Source organism: Serpentinicella alkaliphila, from assembly GCF_018141405.1.
In the GTDB taxonomy this organism is placed as follows: Bacteria; Bacillota; Clostridia; order Peptostreptococcales; family Natronincolaceae; genus Serpentinicella; species Serpentinicella alkaliphila.
The window spans coordinates 1894292-1914059 of the sequence record NZ_CP058648.1 but is presented as its reverse complement, the minus strand read 5'-3'; the positions used below and the strand labels follow the sequence as shown (position 1 = coordinate 1914059).

At 31.9% G+C, this 19768-nt stretch carries 21 protein-coding genes and 2 pseudogenes; 12 read left to right on the top strand and 11 right to left on the bottom strand.

Annotated elements, in window-relative coordinates; all coding sequences use genetic code 11:
- Positions 1-92 precede the first annotated feature (92 nt).
- Positions 93-617, top strand: a complete 525-nt coding sequence (locus HZR23_RS09610; protein WP_132848612.1) for a hypothetical protein — start codon at positions 93-95, stop codon at positions 615-617.
- A 24-nt stretch (positions 618-641) separates the two neighbouring features.
- Here HZR23_RS09610 and HZR23_RS09605 read toward each other — a convergent pair whose 3' ends face one another.
- On the bottom strand, positions 642-1355 hold the full coding sequence (locus tag HZR23_RS09605) for a PrsW family intramembrane metalloprotease (RefSeq protein ID WP_132848611.1): 714 nt from the start codon (positions 1353-1355) through the stop codon (positions 642-644).
- Positions 1356-1675: 320 nt separating this feature from the next.
- Here HZR23_RS09605 and HZR23_RS09600 point away from each other — a divergent pair, with 320 nt between their 5' ends.
- The 4 genes and pseudogenes from HZR23_RS09600 (at position 1676) to HZR23_RS09585 (ending at position 3606) form a co-directional block, all read left to right on the top strand.
- Positions 1676-2131, top strand: a complete 456-nt coding sequence (locus tag HZR23_RS09600; RefSeq protein WP_213050210.1) for a hypothetical protein — start codon at positions 1676-1678, stop codon at positions 2129-2131.
- A 34-nt stretch (positions 2132-2165) separates the two neighbouring features.
- Complete coding sequence (locus HZR23_RS09595; RefSeq protein WP_132848609.1) at positions 2166-2612, top strand: GerW family sporulation protein; 447 nt, start codon at positions 2166-2168, stop codon at positions 2610-2612.
- A gap of 312 nt (positions 2613-2924) precedes the next feature.
- Positions 2925-3164: pseudogene (locus HZR23_RS17800) on the top strand (transposase); the annotation flags it as partial.
- 214 nt (positions 3165-3378) lie between these two features.
- A complete protein-coding gene (locus tag HZR23_RS09585; protein ID WP_213050209.1) occupies positions 3379-3606 on the top strand; it encodes a hypothetical protein in 228 nt (75 codons plus the stop codon).
- Between the two features lie 730 nt (positions 3607-4336).
- On the opposite strand, the gene HZR23_RS09580 is transcribed toward HZR23_RS09585, so the two are convergent.
- The 5 genes from HZR23_RS09580 to HZR23_RS09560 all read right to left on the bottom strand — a co-directional run bounded on the left by HZR23_RS09580 (position 4337) and on the right by HZR23_RS09560 (position 7667).
- Positions 4337-4591 (bottom strand): hypothetical protein, encoded by a 255-nt coding sequence (locus tag HZR23_RS09580; protein WP_132848607.1) that lies wholly within the window; start codon positions 4589-4591, stop codon positions 4337-4339.
- A 579-nt stretch (positions 4592-5170) separates the two neighbouring features.
- On the bottom strand, positions 5171-5428 hold the full coding sequence (locus HZR23_RS09575; protein ID WP_165913689.1) for an ATP-binding protein: 258 nt from the start codon (positions 5426-5428) through the stop codon (positions 5171-5173).
- Between the two features lie 222 nt (positions 5429-5650).
- Entirely contained in the window at positions 5651-5794 is a 144-nt protein-coding gene (locus HZR23_RS18050) for a histidine kinase dimerization/phospho-acceptor domain-containing protein (protein WP_132848605.1), read from the bottom strand.
- 128 nt (positions 5795-5922) lie between these two features.
- On the bottom strand, positions 5923-6549 hold the full coding sequence (locus HZR23_RS09565; RefSeq protein WP_132848604.1) for a response regulator transcription factor: 627 nt from the start codon (positions 6547-6549) through the stop codon (positions 5923-5925).
- A 53-nt stretch (positions 6550-6602) separates the two neighbouring features.
- A complete protein-coding gene (locus HZR23_RS09560) occupies positions 6603-7667 on the bottom strand; it encodes a sensor histidine kinase (RefSeq protein ID WP_243098229.1) in 1065 nt (354 codons plus the stop codon).
- Positions 7668-7833: 166 nt separating this feature from the next.
- Between HZR23_RS09560 and HZR23_RS09555 the strand changes: the two genes are divergently transcribed.
- The 4 genes and pseudogenes from HZR23_RS09555 to HZR23_RS18045 form a co-directional block, all read left to right on the top strand.
- Positions 7834-8766, top strand: a complete 933-nt coding sequence (locus HZR23_RS09555; RefSeq protein WP_207667887.1) for an ABC transporter ATP-binding protein — start codon at positions 7834-7836, stop codon at positions 8764-8766.
- A 10-nt stretch (positions 8767-8776) separates the two neighbouring features.
- Entirely contained in the window at positions 8777-9892 is a 1116-nt protein-coding gene (locus tag HZR23_RS09550; protein WP_132848603.1) for an ABC transporter permease, read from the top strand.
- Positions 9879-11048, top strand: coding sequence for an ABC transporter permease (locus HZR23_RS09545; RefSeq protein ID WP_132848602.1), 1170 nt, complete (start codon positions 9879-9881; stop codon positions 11046-11048). The genes HZR23_RS09550 and HZR23_RS09545 overlap by 14 nt, the downstream gene beginning before the upstream one ends.
- Before the next feature lie 381 nt (positions 11049-11429).
- Positions 11430-11549: pseudogene (locus HZR23_RS18045) on the top strand (transposase); the annotation flags it as partial.
- A gap of 554 nt (positions 11550-12103) precedes the next feature.
- On the opposite strand, the gene HZR23_RS09535 reads toward HZR23_RS18045, so the two are convergent.
- Genes HZR23_RS09535 through HZR23_RS09525 form a run of 3 tightly spaced genes read right to left on the bottom strand, consistent with a single transcriptional unit; the run spans position 12104 to position 13173 of the window.
- Positions 12104-12676: a manganese catalase family protein gene (locus HZR23_RS09535; protein ID WP_132848601.1), complete on the bottom strand. Its 573-nt coding sequence runs from the start codon at positions 12674-12676 to the stop codon at positions 12104-12106.
- Between the two features lie 21 nt (positions 12677-12697).
- Positions 12698-12955 (bottom strand): spore coat protein CotJB, encoded by a 258-nt coding sequence (locus tag HZR23_RS09530; RefSeq protein WP_132848600.1) that lies wholly within the window; start codon positions 12953-12955, stop codon positions 12698-12700.
- Positions 12955-13173, bottom strand: a complete 219-nt coding sequence (locus HZR23_RS09525; protein WP_207667885.1) for a spore coat associated protein CotJA — start codon at positions 13171-13173, stop codon at positions 12955-12957. The genes HZR23_RS09530 and HZR23_RS09525 overlap by 1 nt, the downstream gene beginning before the upstream one ends.
- A 180-nt stretch (positions 13174-13353) precedes the next feature.
- On the opposite strand from HZR23_RS09525, the gene HZR23_RS09520 reads away from it, so the two are divergent.
- From HZR23_RS09520 to HZR23_RS09510, 3 genes are read left to right on the top strand one after another with little or no spacing between them, the layout of a single operon-like run.
- Positions 13354-14058, top strand: a complete 705-nt coding sequence (locus tag HZR23_RS09520) for an ABC transporter ATP-binding protein (RefSeq protein ID WP_132848599.1) — start codon at positions 13354-13356, stop codon at positions 14056-14058.
- Positions 14059-16122 carry a COG1361 S-layer family protein gene (locus HZR23_RS09515; RefSeq protein WP_132848598.1) on the top strand — a complete coding sequence of 688 codons (2064 nt, stop codon included), beginning with the start codon at positions 14059-14061 and terminating at the stop codon, positions 16120-16122.
- Complete coding sequence (locus HZR23_RS09510) at positions 16115-17437, top strand: ABC transporter permease (RefSeq protein ID WP_132848597.1); 1323 nt, start codon at positions 16115-16117, stop codon at positions 17435-17437. The genes HZR23_RS09515 and HZR23_RS09510 overlap by 8 nt, the downstream gene beginning before the upstream one ends.
- Positions 17438-17474: 37 nt before the next feature.
- On the opposite strand, the gene HZR23_RS09505 is transcribed toward HZR23_RS09510, so the two are convergent.
- Together HZR23_RS09505 and HZR23_RS09500 are read right to left on the bottom strand one after the other, a co-directional pair.
- Positions 17475-18371, bottom strand: a complete 897-nt coding sequence (locus HZR23_RS09505; RefSeq protein WP_132848596.1) for a metallophosphoesterase — start codon at positions 18369-18371, stop codon at positions 17475-17477.
- A 263-nt stretch (positions 18372-18634) separates the two neighbouring features.
- Positions 18635-19750 carry a threonine synthase gene (locus tag HZR23_RS09500; RefSeq protein ID WP_132848595.1) on the bottom strand — a complete coding sequence of 372 codons (1116 nt, stop codon included), beginning with the start codon at positions 19748-19750 and terminating at the stop codon, positions 18635-18637.
- Between the last annotated feature and the right edge of the window lie 18 nt (positions 19751-19768).

The following is a 19768-nucleotide window of genomic DNA, read 5'->3' as shown; positions in this document are numbered from 1 at the left end:
TTCCTTATATTTCTTTGTTTATCTGTTGGATTTATAATTTTATTTATGTTATTCTATTAATAGATAATTACACACAAGAAAGGGAATATATAATGGAAAAACTAAAAGATTTCATTCACGACTATACGGATATTATTTTGGCTGTAGTTATTGCTATTTCAATGTTTTTTGTAGTTAATTGGCATTTAGGTTCATGGCTTCCAACTAGTAATACTGTCATAGCAGCTAATACCAATAATTACAATCAATCAAATTCAACTAAGGAAAATGAAAAAGTTGACAATGAAAAAGAAATAGTTGAGGAAGAAAAGGAAGAAATAGAAGAAAAGAAAGAAGAAGTCACTGTACCAGAGCCTACAACTCCAACAACACCAACTCCGCCAGCTGATAATGGGATTATAGTTGTGGACAATATTAAAATTACAATTCCGGATGGATCAACAGGTCAAGCTATTGGAAGACTTTTAAAAGAACATGGTTTAATTGAAGAGGTAAGTCATTTTATTGTAGAGGCTGAAAGACTAAAATTAACCTCTAGACTACGTTCAGGAACATTTCAAATCCCTGAAAATGCAAGTATTGAACTAATAGTCAAAATTATTGCTAATCAAAGATAAATAATTACTATAAAATAAGGACGATTATTCGTCCTTATCTTTTTCTTCTATAATTTCATTATCTTCTTTACTATATCTAGTGTATTTATTTAATCTAATAAGATTAACTCTCCATAGATAAATAACAAATGGTATGAAAAATAACATTAATAAAGGTACCCTAGCCATTAGTATGAAATTAAATATTCCATGAAATATCATTGGAACTAAAAGTGAACGTCTAAAATATCTTTTCTTTAAGCTCTCATCTTTGGTAAATTTTGCTAATGACAAATAGTACCCCATTGTTACTCCAAATAATACATGGGCTGGTACAGATAAGATTCCTCTCATAATCCCCACATAATAATTTCCCGAGAATCTAAATACTACATACATAATATTTTCTATCGTAGCAAAACCTAAGGCTGAAAATACACAGTAAACTATACCATCTAGTTTTTCATTAAAATGCTCGCTATTATATGCTCCGAATAATACTACAGCTCTTTTAAAGTATTCTTCAGTAAAACCTGCTACAATAAAAGCCATATATGCTACTCCTAAAATGCCCGGTAGTATATTAATACCTATTAAAAATCTTTCTACTATTGCAACTGGAATTACTGACAATGCACCTAAGGCGAATACTTTAAATAGTAATGCAGGTGGTTCTCTATCATACCTATCAGTTAAATATATAGCTGTACCAATTGCTATAGTGGGTGTTATTGCAACTATAAAAAGTCTCGTAAACATAGCATTAGTCCTTTCAAATAAATTGTCTTAAGTATAGTATTATTTTTTACAAAATTATATATCCATATATTTTGATATACCTTTAATTTACAATACAGAAAACTCAAAAATGCTTAATTTTAATTTTTTACACACGCATCTTATAAAAATTTTTGATATCTTCTACTTCTACGATTGTTATCATCTTCATTTTTTTCCATGTCATTTTAATTATAGCAGTATCTTATAATATAAAAGAAAGCAGTTGGGTTAAACTATTTAAGAATCACATTTTACAAAGCATGGAGGTAATATCCGTGGTTTTTCTATATTTATTAATAGTGACAGTTTTAATTCTTATGGTTCTTTTGTTTATTGTAGCTTCAAATATTATTTTTCACTTCGACTCAACTTCTTCAGATGTAAATGTAACATTGTTATGGCTTTACCCTATTTTAAAATCAGTGGTATCCTTGGAAAACAACAGTTTAACTCTAAGTATATTTATATTTAGCAAAAAAATTTTTAAGAAACAGATGTCAAGTCATAATTCCGAAAGTAGAAATAAAAATGTACTAAAGAAAATTAATCCTACTGATGTTCGTATAAATGCTCAGTATGGGTTTAAAGACCCTTATTTTACAGGCTTAACTTTTGCTGCACTCAACATGATTCCAAGTTTATTAAAATTGGAATCTCTATACCAAAAACCAGACTTTTTAGTTACCAATGATTTTATAAATATCAATGCCACCGCAAAATTAAACCTTGGCCGTTTTTTATTGGCTCTCGTATAAAAACATTGTAGAATAAATTCAAGGAGGAATTAACATGGATATAAATAATACAATGGAACAAAATGTTAGAACTCTATTTTCAAATATTGAAAGCTTTACTAACGAGGATGGTACCCTTGGCAAACCGCTATCAGTTGAAGATAAGACTATAATTCCTGTTATTTCAGTTTCTATAGGATATGGAGGTGGAAACTCTTCAGGCAAGCTCACTCAAGGAATGACATCTACATCCCAAGGCTCTGCAAATACCGGAATGGACGCTATAGGATTAGGTGCAAAAATAACAACTGATGCTGTATTGGTTATAGAACAAGGTAATGTATCAGTCATATCTATAAACTCTCCAACTAGTGGAGCAGTAAGCCAACTCGTTAATAAGTTACCTCAAATGATGGGCATTGGGCAAAATTCTCAACAACAAGGGCAAAGTCAAGGACAAGAACAGCAAGGTCAACTACAAAGTCAACAGCAAAATAAATAATCCTTTTTTTAGTTAACCTATAATGGGGCTGTCGGGAAATAGATAGATAAAAAAACAAAAAAAATTATAATTCAAAAAGGAAATCCTCCTGCAAATGTCGAATATACATTGTAGGAGGATTTTTGCACGAAAAAAAGATGGTATCTGACCCCCATCTTAATTTCGATTTGCTATTGCAACATTCGTGCAAAACAAAAAAACATGTATAATTATTATAACAAATTTTTTGAATTTGGGTAACTCCGAATTAATTATAATTTATACCAAATTGGTGTTCCATTAGATGATCCTGTACACGTAGTGAAACGTGTTATGAAAGAGCTAGTTTTCTCTAGTTTGTTAAATCAGTACAACAGGTTGGGACGAAAAGGTTATAACCCCATCATGTTATTTTCTGTATTAGTCTATTCTGCTCTTAGAAGTGTACGAGCAGTAGATAGAATTGTAGAGTTATGTGCTAGAGACATTGCCTACATTTGGCTTGCTCAAGGCGAAAGGCCACAGCGCGATGCTTTCTATGATTTCATCAATAACAAACTATCGAAGGAGATTTTTAAGGATTTACATCATCAGTTCATGAGACGTCTCCAAAAGGAAGTGTTTGTCTCTCTTGAAGCTCTTTTTATAGATGGCACCAAAATCGAAGCAAATGCTAATCGTTACACTTTTGTTTGGCGTGGTAGTCTAAATTACCACCTTGTAGGGCTACTAGATGCTATTGAGAATGGCTATAATGATTACAATAACCTGATTATATGAAATGCTTATGGATGTAAAGTACACGCTTTCCACTATGAACATGTTCATTATAGAAGGCATGGAAAAAGTGGGAGAAGTCATCCAAAAGAACCGGTCAAGAAAAGTGAACAATAAGAAAAAGTTATCAAATAATGTAGTCATTGAAATCGACAACATGTCTACCCTAGAAATGATTAAAATACAAGCCAAACTTATGGTGATTGCTAAAGGTGAAGGCATTGCAAGGGCATTCTAAACAGGCAAATCCGTTCCATTCAAACAGAAGGTTTCTTTGGTGATATGAAAGCAAACGACGGCTTTAGATGTAAATTATATAATTAAATTAGCCAGTTTAACCATCGTTCACAGGATAAGGTGCTAAAAGAGTTTATACTATTCGCTTTTGGTAAAAACATAGATAAGCATCATAAATTTATAACGGGTAAAATCAAAAGATTTGAAGGAAAAATTGAAGAAGCCGCATAATTTGGATTAAGACACCCGCCTCTGAATAAGACATGTTTTTGTTGCGCTCAAAATACAGGCGTAATTGAGACAGGAATAAAATATCGAGAAAACTGCTAGAAAGGGCTCAAAGCAAGCCTCAATTTCTAACAATTTTTATGTTTATTGCTATTTAGTGGTCAATTCGGTATTTTCCCGATTACCCCTAATATCTTCAATATTAAATTTTAAAATATTTTTCAGCTTGTTTATATTCTTGAACAATTCTTAAAGCCTCACTAAGATTTTAAAGTATCTTTTACACCTAGATAATCAGTTTAATCTATTAAATGCTATAGGTATCGTGTTTTTTGTTTTCCCGACATATCTTCATTAAATCAGTAATCGGGTACCGTAATGTTGAATATATGGCAACCTCCATACATTGAATCCACTCCTAACTCCCCAATAGATTTAAAAGAAGACTTTTGCAGTTTTCCACTATCTTTCCTGGTTATATATTAGTTACATTAATATATTAGTTACATTTCCTCAGGTTTGCAAAGTCTTTTATCTTTGCGAGCTACCCGACCACATTTTCGACAAACATACTTGGCCTCTTTTACTATTTCTTTATATTTATCGAACTCATCCTTTATATAATCCTCTATAACAAGCTTGCATAATTTTTTATCCTTTTTTCCCATTTTTTCAACTCCTCTCCCAACTAGTACACTTTTATGTCTATTTTGAATACTTAATAAAATGTATCCATTTACGGCACCTAATGTTACCAAAAATCCATCAACCTACAGCAATCAAACTGGTTCAAGCTACTCTGAAGGGCTTTTCAACATTGCCTTTTGTCAATGCACAGATTTTGTGTTACTTACATAACTGCTTGAACTTGTGGTGGTTTTTGTACTATTTTTTATTATCTTGAATTAATTCATAATTCTAAGAAATTCAATTCATTATATATAATTTTCATTAACAAGTACTTCCTAGGTGATTGGTCAATAAAAGATTGCAGATAGATTGGTGCTCACTTTTTCTGTCATCTTATCTATTGAAAATGACATCTATATTATCAGTTATTCTTATATTTCCTGCAACATACATTGTAGTTTAATAAATCTCTAATCAACAAGGACTATAAGGAAGTCTTTATTCAATTTTTCTTATACAAGTTTGAACTTTAAGCCAGATTAGTATTTGAACTTATATAAATATCAGAAAACTCTATCTTAATTTTTTCTATATCTGAAAAATTTTTATCATTTCCATGTGGGCATTCTACTTCTATAAATCATACGGGAAGCTCTATTATAAACTCTCTTCCATTATTTACCTCACTTCTGTCAGGTATATTTCCTTCATGCAGCTCTACTAAGTACTTTACTAATGAAAGACCCAATTCCTAAGCCTCCAGCTCTCCTGCTTAAAGTACTATCTACCTGAACAAAACGGTGAAATATACTCTCCAATTTTTCTTCTGGCACTCCTATTTCGTTGTCTTTTACTGAAATAGCAATTCTATCGTTTTGATCATAAACAGTTGCTTCAATCTTTCCTCCAGATCCAGTAACCTTTATAGCACTAGATAAAAGGTTTAATAAGATTCTTTCTATCAAGTCATGATCAAAGGCTGTTATTTTCTCTTATACTTCTGTATAAATATAAGCTCAATATCCTTAAACGCTGCATACTCCACTACAGATAAGGAAATGTCTTCTACAACCTTTACAATATATCATTAACAAAACAGTTTTTTAATTTTTCTACATCTGCTTTATTAATATCTATCAGATTATTTATCAATCTTAACAGGCGGAAACTGTTTTGTTTGAGCTTATTTAAATATTTTCTGAAGTATTCTGTCCAAGCTGGATAATTAGTGAAATCTTCCTTTCCATTATCTGAACAGAACCTAGTATAATATTTAAAGGAGTTTTGAGCTCATGGGACACGTGGAAAGAAATTGTGGTTAGTAATTTCATTTTCTTATTTCAATTTTTTTCTTCAAACATACACTTTCTTTCTCCATCTACTTCTATTCAGTAATCTATTCAGAGATTGACAATAATCTAGCTTATTTCAATTATATATTTTTTCTCATATATAATATCTAAAGTAGGTGGTTGAAGAAAAAAATAGCTAGTTGGGTTCGATCTCGTAATTCTAGTTTTTCTAGAATTACGCTTATGTAATTTCTTATGGTTCCCTCACTTAAATACAATTCTTTTGCTATTTCTTTATTTGATAGACCTTTTGAAACCAATGAAATAATTTCAAATTCCTTTTCTGAAATCCCAAATGATTGGTAATCTTTATTATTTTCTTTATTAGTCATAACTGATGGAAGCTTGGTGATAATTTCCTCGCCAAATACACTCTGTCCACAATAAACTGCATTAAGTGCTGGTACGATACTGTTATAATGTTGTTTTAATATGTAACCCTTAGCCCCAATCTTCAATGCTTTAATAATATATTCATCATCTGCGAAAGTGGTTAAGAAAAGAACTTTTGCATCAGGAAATGTATTTAATATTTCTGCAGCTGCTTCTAGCCCATTAATTTTGCCCATTCTTATATCCATTAAAAGTATTTCAGGATGATGCTCTTTATATAGTTTTATAGCGTCTTCTCCACTATTTGCTACTGCCAACACTTCAAATCCATCATTAGACTCTATGATAGTTTTTAAAGATGAAGAAACAAGAATATCATCGTCCACAATTATTATTTTCATGGTACCTCCCATTAATATATATATAAGTTTAGTTGCATGCACCTCATAAGTCTTTATTTCATAAAAGAAATAAATATTTTAAACCCTTTTGATTGTTCGAAATTCACTATCCCATTTAGTGATGCAACCCGTTGCTTTATACTTTCAAGACCCATTCCTTTGAAATTATCAGGGTCCATTTTTTTATTCCCATTGTCATATATAATGAGTTGAAAAAGCTTCGGGTGTTCATATAAACTTATAGAAACCTGATCACCGTTGGAGTGTTTCATAACATTTGATAGTGCCTCTTTAATAATTGCTATAATGGCGTATTTAGCCTTGGCAGGCATATCTCCAATTATTTCATAATTTAATTTTATTTTACAAAAAGTAAAAGTTTTAATTAGTTTATTTATCTCACCATAAAGGTCAATAGAATGGTCATGTAAGTTGTGTACACTTTCTCTTATGGAGTTCATACCTTCATTCAATGTATCCCTAACCACTTCAAGATTTTTTACAGTATTCTCATCTTTACTTATAGCTATAACGGCTCCAATTTGTAAAATTGAGCTCGAAAGAAGATGCCCCACATTATCGTGTATTTCTCGCGCAATCCTATTTCTCTCATTTAATGTAGCAAGATTAACCTCTACATCTTGCTTACTAACTAACTCATTTATCTTTTCTTCTAGTGAAATTGAAAGTTCTGTTAGATAATCCCTTTGATTTATATAATCCTCTCTTAGTTTCCTTTCTTTAATTTCTCTTACTTTTAAGAAATAGACAATTGCAGAAATAACAATTAATCCCCCCATAATTGCACCTGAATTAAATTTATTAAGATGCAATACATATGGAAAAAGTGCCAATAGTGTTAGCATTTGGTTTTTTGATATTAGTAGGTCATAACTTATTAAGGGTATGAAAAATACAAATTGAACGTAAAATCCTGATAATATTAGTAAACCAATAAATAACCATTTAGCTAATCTCTCATTACTGAAATATTCTAATAGTCCACTTATAGCAATAGCTAGTGCTATGGCGATAATACCTTCATGGGGAGTAAATTCAAAAAAAAGAAGTACACAGGTTCCCACAAAAATAATCAACTTATTTAATATATTACCCATGATTCACCTCCCTGGATTAATTTTACTTTAATTATAGCACAGCAAAGCTTATCAATAATAAGTAAATATTACAATTGTCATATGAATCTAATGACAAATTACACTGCAGTATTCTAGATATTTTTATTACAATAGGATTATAAAAAAAAGGAAAGGGATGATATTTATGATAGTGAAAATTGAAAATCTAGTAAAAAGATATGGAGATCTAATAGCTCTTGACCATTTAAACATTGAGATCAAGGAAGGTGAAATTTTTGGACTATTAGGACCTAATGGTTCAGGTAAAACAACAGCTATAAATTGTCTACTATCTTTACTAAAATTTGATAAGGGTAATATCAAAATCTTTGGCAAAGAGATGAAGCCAGCTGCATATGACATAAAACGCGATATAGGAATTGTTATGCAAAACGTAGCAGTTTTCGAAGAACTTAATGTTTACGAAAACATTGATTACTTTTGCGGTCTTTATGTAACCGATAAGAAAAAACGTAAAGAACTGGTGGAACAGGCAATTGAATTTGTAGCTTTAAAAGACTTTGTGAAGTTTTATCCAAAAGGATTAAGTGGTGGCCTTTTAAGAAGACTTAACATTGCCTGCGGGATTGCCCATAATCCAAAACTAATAATTTTAGATGAACCAACAGTGGCTGTTGATCCTCAAAGCAGAAATAATATTTTAGAAGGTATTAAGAGACTAAATGAAGAGGGAGCAACCATTATATATACATCCCATTACATGGAAGAAATCGAACAGCTTTGCTCTAGGCTTGCAATTTTGGATAAAGGTAAAGTAATTGCCTCAGGGACTAAGGAAGAAGTTAAAGGTATGATCTCACTTGGTGAAAAAATCGTCGTTGAAACATTTAATATCAATGAAGATCATTTAAAAAGAATGCGTGAAATACCTAATGTTATTGATATAGATTTAAAAGAAAATACCTTAACCATTAAACAAAGAAATGGGGCAAGTAATCTTGTTAATATAATAAGCTTCATTGCGGAAAATGATATAAGCTACGGTAAAATATATTCTGAACTACCAACTCTTAATGATGTTTTCCTTGAAATAACAGGAAAAGAATTAAGAGATTAGGAGGTATACTATGTCATTTCATATTTTTAAATATAGCTTTAAATCACTAATAAAAGATAAGATGTCCTTATTCTGGATGCTTTGCTTTCCTCTTATTTTAGCAACATTTTTTAATTTAGCCTTTGCAAACGTTATGTCTAATGAAGTCTTTAACCCGGTTAAAATCGCAATAGTTACAGATCATACAATGCCCTTAGGACTTGAGAAAGCGATGAATGAAAGTAATCTTTTCAATATATCACACACAACTGAAGCAGAGGCAAAAGATCTTTTATCAAATAGAGCAATTACAGGTTATATAAAGAATACAGATGGGCTTGAGCTTGTGATATTCCGTTCTGGTCTTAACCAGTCCATTTCAAAAGTCTTTCTCGATAATTTTGTTCAAATTTCTGCAACGATCTATAATATTATAGATGGTAATCCTCAACTCATTCAAATGGGTTTCTTAGAAGATATTAGTTTTAATGAAAGCTTTATAGAGGAAGTCCCTTTAAGTAGCGCAATGAACATAATTGTTGTTTACTATTTTGCTCTTCTTGCAATGACCTGCCTTTTCTCTGCAGTTGCAGGAAGCTATGCTATATCAATAATTCAAGCTAATCAATCTCCACTTGCAGCAAGGTTAAATGTTGCACCTACACATAAACTAAAGGCATTTTTGTCGGTGATCTCTGCCACTATATGTTTTCAATTTATGTCAGTAATAATTGCAATCACCTATATATCAAAATTTCTTAATGTAGACTTTGGCGATAGAATCATACATATAGGGGTTCTATGTTTAGTAGGATGTTTTACTGGGACCATGTTTGGTTCTTTGTTCGGCTTACTAACAAAGTTTAAATCAGAAATTAAAGATATGTTAGTTTCTAATATCGTTATGGTTATGTGTTTTTTATCTGGTTTAATGGTTATCCAGGTGAAATATTTCATCCAAGAAAAAGCTCCTATCATTGCCTATATTAATCCTGCAAACCTAATTACCGATGGTCTTTACGCCCTATATTATTACGATACTTTTGATAGATATTTTCTCAATCTTGGCCTATTAGCCAGCTTAGGTGTAATCTTCTGCACCTCTACAATTCTGATTTTAAGGAGGCAAAAGTATGCAAGCATCTAAACTTTTTTGTAAAATAATACCCCGAAAATTTCTAACTGTATTTTTAATATATACCATTATTTTCGTTGGCCTCTCAATCTTATTCTCAGACAGGGGATTAACCCAGATGGAAGATGTATTTGAACTTTCTAAAGTTAAGATTTCTGTTATAAATGACGATAATACACAACTGTCAAATGGGCTAGAAAGTTACATTAAAAGCATTTCAAGACCAGTAGAAATTAAAAGAGATGAGGAAAGCATTAAAGATGCACTATTCTTCCGACAAACAGAGTTTATTGTAACAATTCCTAAAGGGTTCCAAAATGATTTTATTTCAGCAGATCAACCAAAGGTTAAAACGATGTATGTTCCAGATTCAGTAAGCTCACAATACGCAATTAGACTTATAGATAACTATTTAAATACTGCAAGACTATATATTCTGGCACACCCCGAAATGTCTCTAGAAGAGGTGCATGAGAAAGTTATTACTGATATTTCAACAGAAGTAAATGTATCTTTTATAAATAGATTCAATGCACATGATACTAGTTTGTCTAACCTAAAAGGATACTTTAACTTTTTATCCTATATATTAATAGCTATGCTTATATCCATGGTAGGTAGAATAATGCTGATATTTAATAATAAAGACATTAAAATGCGTAACTATTGTGCACCTATTAGTATTAAAAGCTATAATATCCAGCTTATTCTCAGTAATTTGTCAATGGCCCTTATTATTTGGCTGATATTTGTTGTTTTAGCTTTTGTCATTAATAAGAATACTTTTAACCAGACTGGTGCATTATTATTTATAGTTAATTCATTTGTTTTGACGGTACTTTGTTTAAGTATAAGCTTTTTAGTTGCTACCTTTGCAACTAAAAATTCAATTGATCCTATAGGAAACTGTCTATCCCTGGGATTATCATTTTTAGGTGGTTCCTTTGTACCTCAAGCCCTTTTGAGTGATACACTACGAACTCTAGGAACCTTTAACCCGATATTCTGGTATATAAAGGTCAATGATACTATAGCAGATCTTACTAGCATTACCCAAGCTACCCTACAACCGATAATCCATGGTATACTAGTCCAGTTAGCTTTTGCTATAGCCTTATTTGCCATTGCATTAGTGATAATTAAACAAAAGAGGTATGCTCATAAATAAAATTATTTTCTCTATTTTTAGAATAAAGAAGGTGCGTCTCTAAATAGAAAAATTAATCTAAAGCTGAGACGACCCTTTTATGCAAAAAAGAATAGGCAAACTCAAAATAGCCAACCTTTTTAGAATAATGCAATTACTACAAAGGCATTTATATTAAGGAGAGTATACTATGGCTATGAGAGGGTCTCAAGTAATTTTGCCAAAAACACGTATATATGATACTAGAGGATGATCTGGTACGAGAACTTAATGATGTTTTAGATTTGCTAGATTTCTCAAAGCTGTATGATCTCTATTCAACAAAAGGAAGACCGCCAACTCCCCGAGATTACTATTAAAAATTTTGGCCTATGCGTATACGAATAATATTACTCTTCAAGAAAAATTGAGAAGGCTTGCAAAAGAGACAGTAATTTCATGTGGTTAATAGAAGGAGAAAAGTCTCCAGATCACAATAAAATAAGTAGTTTTAGAAATGGTAATCTGTCAAAAGTAATTTAAAATTTATTCTATCAGCTTGTTACTTTAGTGGGTAAAAAAGGTGAAGGATAAAATCAATAAATTATAGATGAAATAAATGAAGTGTATGAGGAAAAGTTTGATATATCAGTAACTTTAAATATAACCCAAGAAATAGTAAATTTCTTAGAAAATAAACTTTTTCTTCTATATGTGCGCTAAAATTATTCTAAAAACCCGTTCTTTTTATATCTATTAATTTATTTGAGCCCCTAGGAAAGCTTTTAAGCTACTCGGTATCCCAATACTTTTTTCTCAAAGATAGTTATTGGTTTTAGTAAGTTAAAATATTAGTAGAGATTGGTTAATGTAAAATTTGTTTGCATCTAGGTTTTAAAAACAACATAATTGTTCTTGGTTTACTTTTAGCACTTCCTGCCGTTTTTAACCATAGGGCCAAAGTAGTTAGTTTGGTTTGGGGTGGGGCATAGACCAAAGCCTGCTCCAAGATAAGATTAAACTTTAATTAAAAATTCACAAAGCTAAAAAGGGTGTAGTTCCTATAATTTTTTACACCCTCTTTTATATATTATAAGCTAAAAGTATTTTTTAGCTTGTTGGTATTCTTGAACGATTCTCAAAGCTTCACCAAATCTTTGGAAGTGAACTACTTCTCTTTCGCGTAAGAACCTTAAAGTATCCTTCATACCTGGGTCATCTGTCATATTAAGTAGATTTTCATATACCGTTCTAGCTTTTTGTTCCGCAGCCATATCTTCATGTAAATCTGCAATTGGGTCTGCATGGGCTTGAAAATATGTTGCTGTCCAAGGCACACCATTAGCATCCGCTGGGAAAAGTGCTCTATTTCTAATTGCATAGTTTCCACCTAACCCAGCTGCTTCTAATTGTTCTACAGTAGCATCTTCAGTCAGCTGATAAATCATAGTTGCAATCATTTCAACATGTGCTAGTTCCTCAGTTCCGATATCCGTAAGTAATGCTTTTGCTTCATTTGTCGGAATAGTGTATCTTTGATTTAAATATCTTATAGCAGCAGATAGTTCACCATCCGGACCTCCATATTGAGTATACAAATATTTTGCCATTCTAAGGTCACATTTTTCTATTCTAACTGGATGCTGAAGTTTCTTTTCATAAATCCACATAAACTTGCCTCCTCCTATCTATTAGTATTGACGTTCCCAAGGCCATGGCCCTTCAAGCCACTTAAAAGGGAATTGACTTGGTGAAAACCCGAAGTTCAAAAGTGGCCCATAAGCCATTTCATATTGCTGTTTCAACATTTGCAATTGACTTGCAAGTTGATTATACTGCATTAAAGCATTTTGATCTAATGGATGAGTATCCAAATATAGATTTAATTCTAAGGCAGCAAACTCAACTTCCTGTAATCTTTGTAAAAGGGCAACTCTATCGTGTTTCATTAACATCCCCCCCATTTCTTATCCTCAGGAACATAAGGAAAATATAATTCTGGGAATAACGTCCCTTTATCTAAAGCCTCTGGCAATGGATATGCCATCATATAGGTTTGGTATGGTACATATGCATGGGCTAATAATGGATCGACTGGCATAAATGGAATTGGGTAAATTTGATAATGCATGATCGGTGGATGAATTGGTCTGCACTCATAATTCATTTTTTTTCCTCCTTTTTTGTAATACAAGAACTTGTGATATTATACTATTCTTCTTAATACACAATGGTGAAACTTTGTCAAAAATTAATCATAAAATTATAGGTGCACCACTTTAACTTTAAATAACTTAGGAGTATAATTAATATGCTACTTGGTATTTTCAGTTAAGGGGGTTAATTTTTGGAAAATATTATACAATTAAACAATGTAAAAAAAATATATAGAATGGGCGATGAGAAAATATATGCCCTTAAAAATGTTGACCTATCAATTAAACAGGGGGAATTTATTTGCCTTCTAGGCACCTCTGGCTCAGGCAAAAGTACCCTATTAAACCTGATGGCCGGATTAGAAAAACCTACTAAAGGTGAGATAATTATTAAGAACAAATCTATTGAAAAGATGAATGAAAAACAGTTAGCTAAATTCAGACAAGAAAATATAGGCTTCGTATTTCAATCCTATAACCTGTTACCTATGCTTACAGCAATAGAAAACGTAAGTCTTCCATTAATATTTAGAGGCGTCTCTAAAAAGAATCGTATTAAAGCAGCAGCGAAAATGCTCCAATCCGTTGGCCTCGGTGATCGATTAAACCACAAACCCTCAGAGATGAGTGGCGGCCAGCAGCAACGGGTTAGTATTGCGAGAGCATTTATTTCTAAACCATCGATAGTTTTTGCTGATGAGCCTACAGGAAACTTAGATACAAAAACTACATTAGATATTATGGAACTAATTACCAACTTTGCTCGTCAAAGTAACCAGACTTTAATAATAGTTACTCATGATATAGAAATAAGTCACTATGCAGACAAGGTTGTCTATATTAAGGATGGAGAAATTGAAAGAATAGAAGAGCAGAATCAAAGGGGGATAATATAATTGAAAAGGATATTGACTATACTAATTGTTTTTACTTTATTATTTAATATTAATTCATCTCTATATACATACTCTACTGAAACTGGAAGTCTAACAGATATATATATATCAGAGCACAATGGCCTTTCATCCTCAGTATATGAAGGAGACCCCTTTGATTTAACTCTTAAACTTCTGAATAGATCTGGGGAAACACTAAAAAACATCTATGTCACGGTTTTAGATAATGGGTCTTTTTATCCTGATAATAGAGGTTCTAATATTTTTGTTGCTGATGAACTAACTAATGGCATAGATACTTCAATATCTGACAGTCCTATTCGTATTATTTATACTGGTGGCTCAAATCAAAGGCTTACTGTTAAAATAACCTATACTAAAAATGATGAAGTACTCACGGTTACTGATTATATTGGAATTAGAACAGCAAAACTCCCAGAGCCTAAGAAGGAGCCTGAGGTAGATACAACTAAAAATGTTCCTAGACTAGCCGCCTCAACTCCTAGTAACTTTACAATAGAAGCTGGTAAAAATGTATCTTTACCAATTACTATTAAAAATAGTAGTAATCACTCTGCTCAAAATATTGTAATAACTCCATCCTTTGATGGACAAGTTGTCCCTATTGAATTTACTGAATCAACATCTAATTCAATATCATCGATTAGTGCGAATGGCTCAAGAGAGTACAAATTAGATTTTTTTGTTAATCCTACTGCAGAAGAAAAAACATACCAACTTAAGCTAAGCTATAAGTTTACAAATTCTCATGGGAACCCTTTTGATTCTTCAGAGACACTATTTATCAAAATTGTTAATAGAAATACATTTCCAAAATTCTCGATTCAAGAGATTAATTTATCTCCTTCAACTACACAAGCCGGAGAAACTGTAACCTTAGGATTTACATTACAGAATATTGGAAGTTTAGGGGCAAAGGATGTAAAGATAACCCTAAATGGATTAAAAACTAATGGTTTAACTATTTTAAATTCTTCAAATGTAAAGCATATTACTCGAATTTTAGGTGGTAATCAAAACTATATTTCATATGTTCTACATGCTTCAGATAAAATTGAATCTGGACTTCATGATATTGACATCCACTTAGAATATAGAGACGATAGCAATACTAAACACGAAGAAACTCATAAAGTCTTTATACCAGTTAATAATTCTAAAATAAGCGGTAGCAAATCTATCCCAAAGCTTATTATTGATCAATATGTCTCTAGTCCAACTATGGTAAAGGCAGGACAAAATTATAATTTAAATTTATCCTTCTTTAATACCCATAGTGAAAAGGCAGTTCAAAATATAAAAATATATCTTACAGTTGACGAAAAAACTGAAACAAGTGGAAATGTATTTACTCCTGTGAACAGTAGTAATACTTTCTTTATAGATTATATAGAGCCAAAATCTGTTGTTGATAGAAATATTCAACTTTACACTGTACCTGATGCAAAACAAAAAACTTATACTATCTTAGCTAACTTTGAATATGAGGACTTGGAGGGAAATGAATATAAGGCATCGGAATTAATAGGAATCCCAGTTATACAACCAACTAGACTTGAGACTAGTGAATTATCAATTCCACCTTTTGAAGCATATGTTGGACAGCCCTTTCCGGTTTCTCTAGAGTTTTATAATATGGGTAAGGTTACCCTATATAATTTAATGGTTAAAACAGAAGGAAACTTCAGTGTTGAAAATGGTAATTACTTTGTAGGTAATTTTGAATCTGGTAATAACGATTACTACGAAGCATATGTAACTCCTACATCTCCTGGACAACTTGAGGGAAGCATTGTATTCACCTATGATGATCCAGCTGGCGAAAAAATTGAGATAAGAAAAGATTTCTCTGTGAATGTATTAGAAATGCATTTTGAAGAAATGCCACCGGATTTTCAAGAAAAGTTTCCACCTGAAAGTAATAGTAAAAAAACTTTAATTTGGGCTAGTTCAGGAGTTTCATTACTTCTTGCTATGGCAGTAGCAATATTTCTAATTAGAAAGAGAAAAAACAAAGAGAAGGGTATGTTCCTAGATGAATAGTGTAGAGCTTTTTAGAATGGGCATTAAAAACCTTTGGAGAAGAAAATTACGTACATTTTTGACAATACTTGGAGTAATTATCGGCACAGCATCTATTATAACTATGGTTTCTTTAGGTTTTGGAATGAATGAAGGTTTTAAACAGGAATTAAGCCGAATGGGAAGCCTAAACATAATTAATGTAAATCCACCCTATGATATGTACCACGATGGTGGAAAGCCCTCAGGCCCACAACAGAAAAAATTAGTTTTGGATGATTCTGCCGTAAGGAAATTTTCCGAAATAGCAGGTGTTGAAGCAGTTACACCGATTTTGGAGTCACACGTCAAAATAATCTCAGGTAAATTTGAAGCATATGTTTCTATAAAAGGAATTAATCCTGATGTTATGGAACAATTTGAATTTAAATTAAATGACGGTAGACTTCTAGAGTTTGGGGATACATTAAATGTTGTATTCGGGGCACATGTTAGTCAACAGTTTTATAACCCTAAAGCAAGAATGCGTTATGGCCCACCCCCACAATCTAATGTTAATGTTATGAAAGATAAGCTAGAACTAACCTTCGATATGGGATATAGTGAAAATCAAGGAAAACCTAAACATTACAAAATCAATGGAGTAGGAATATTACAGGAAGGGGATTGGGAGAAGGATTACTCAGCCTTTATGCCTATTACCCAACTAAAGAAAAAGGTAGACGAACATAATAAGTCTCAGAATAATAGAAACAATAATAGGTCTCAGTCCCATAGTGGATATAATAGGGTTATGGTAAAAGTAGGAAATATAAAAGAAGTACAGAAAATACAGCAGCAGATTAAAGACATGGGCTTTAATGCCTATAGTTTATCGGATTATTTAGACTCACTACAAAAAACTTCTTCTGTTCTACAGGCTGTACTGGGTGGGATAGGTGCCATATCACTATTAGTTGCAGCTTTAGGTATTACTAATACAATGGTTATGTCGATATATGAACGCACTAGAGAAATAGGTATTATGAAAGTAATAGGAGCATCATTAAAAGATATAAGAAGACTATTTTTATTTGAAGCAGGCATGATTGGTTTTATCGGTGGACTTCTGGGAGTAATACTCAGTAAAATAGCGTCCTACATATTAAACTCTGTTGGCTTTAGATTTATAAATTTCTTTGGGCCTGGTGGTGGAAATACAAAAATATCTATAATTCCACTATGGTTAATACTTGCAACATTAGTATTTACTACTATAGTTGGCTTGGTTTCTGGATTCTATCCTGCCAGACGCGCTATGAAGCTTAGTGCCCTCGAGGCTATCCGAACTGAATAAAATGAGTGAACCACCTAAATCCCTAGGTGGTTTTTTACTAGTTAAAATTTATATTTATTAATACTACTTCAGAATTAGTACCAATTCTAATAGGTGGTCCCCATGTACCAGCTCCTGATGTAACTATTAGATGATAGCTGCTTTCCTTATATAAACCCCAATCCACATCAAAAATTCTCTTTGTAAAAAATCTTCCGGGTAAAATTTGACCTCTATGTGTATGACCTGAAACCTGTAAATCAACACCTTCATCTCTAGCCATAACTATATCTATTGGTTGGTGATCTAGCATAAATATAGGATTCAATCGGTCTATTTCTAGCATAATATCCGACAATTCTCTTCGGTGTATATTTGTAAACCTCTCACTAGCCTTATCCTCTCTTCCAATAATATAAAAACTATCAGCTACTTTTAAAGCCTCATCCCTTAAAACATTAATATTTACACTATTTAAATACTCTTCTATTTCATCTGCTTGACCCCCAATAAACTCATGATTGCCCAATGAAGCATAGACACCATAGGTTGAGTTCAAATCCTTTAATATATCTCCTATCTTTACCTGTATATTTTCATGTAGATTATCATCAATAATGTCACCTGGTATTAGAATTAAATCAGGCTCCAAAGAGTTTACTATATTAACTATATTTCTTAAAAATCTGTTACCTACAATTTGCCCAATATGTAAATCGGAGATCAGAACTACTTTCATTTGATCAATATTTTCTACTTTTTTGTTAATATCAATGGAATATTCAACAATCCGTGGCCGCTTAGCATTAATAGCTCCGTAAGCAACAAGTATTACAGACAATATAATTATTGTAAGATTAATAAGCTTTTTGTTTTCTTCTATTATATTGTGTCTTCCAAATATAGTACGTACGAATAAATTTACAATATCTTTTGCAATAAATAAAATCCACAAATATACAATTAATCCTATCCAATAGGCTCCTATAACGGTAAGTAAAGTGCTTATATTCCATGGTATATACTCATTTCCTATCCTACCTAAAAAAAAGGAAAACCCTAAGAAATAGATAAAAAACCAATATATATTTTTTGAACATTTGTTAAAATTCAGAATACTCAAACCTTTTTTACCTATGTAATAATGTAGTAAAAAATATATACTAATAATCAATAGAAAAAATATTATTATCCATCTACCCACAAATTCACCCCTAACTAGCTAGATTTTAATCCGGCTCCACATAATGGTATTATTACGTTCTGATTAGAAATTTCGTTATTCTCCTTAATATATTCCAGATAAGCTGCTAGAGTTGCAGCAGTTGTCACTTCAACATATAGGCCTTTTTTTGCTAATAGCTTTTGTGCTTCCAGAATTTTTTCTTCCTTAGCTGTTATAATAGTTCCATTTGTTTTACTTATAGCTTCTAATATTTGTTTTCCCCTCTTGGGGTCTGCAATTGCAATCCCTTCTGCTTTTGTCCCATAATTTTCAACAGGGTCAACAACTTCTTTTCCGTCAACAAAAGCCCTAAATATTGGAGCACAGTTTTCTGCCTGTACACCTATAATTTTAGGTAATTTTGATATAAGACCATACTCTAAAAGTTCTAATAATCCTATGTACACTCCTAAAAGTAATGTGCCATTCCCTACAGGTATTACAAAGCTATGAGGTAAACATCCATTTAGTTGTTCATATACTTCATAAACATAGGTTTTAGTTCCTTCATAAAAGATCGGGTTATATACATGACTAGCATAAAAACCATCACCTTTATTCACAGCTTTAAGTGCTTCCTTTGCAGTATCTTCTCTAGTACCAGAAATAATATGAACTTTTGCTCCATGGGCCTCAATTTGTTTTACTTTCTTTTCTGAAGTACCCTCCGGAACATATATATCACAACTAATACCTACTCTAGAAGCATAGGCAGCAACGGAATTTCCTGCATTACCACTGCTATCCTGTATGACCTTAGTTATACCCAATTCCTTAGCTTTAGCAATAAGTACTACTGCTCCTCTATCTTTAAAGGATAAGGTGGGCATTAAATAATCCATTTTCAATAATATATTTTTATACTTATCATCAAATGGAATGATTGGAGTTAATCCCTCACCCATACTAACCTTTCTCCAGCTATGTTCATTTCTGTTAAAAGGTAGCACCTTTAAGTATCTAAATAAACTGAATTCTCTTTTATTAATATCTTCATCAGTAAAATCCAGTATATCTTTTTCTAAGTTTAACATTCCACCACAATTACATAATATTTTAGAATCATTTATAGGGTACTTTGATTTACAATCATTACAAATATAATTCATTTGCTAATCCCCTTTTCT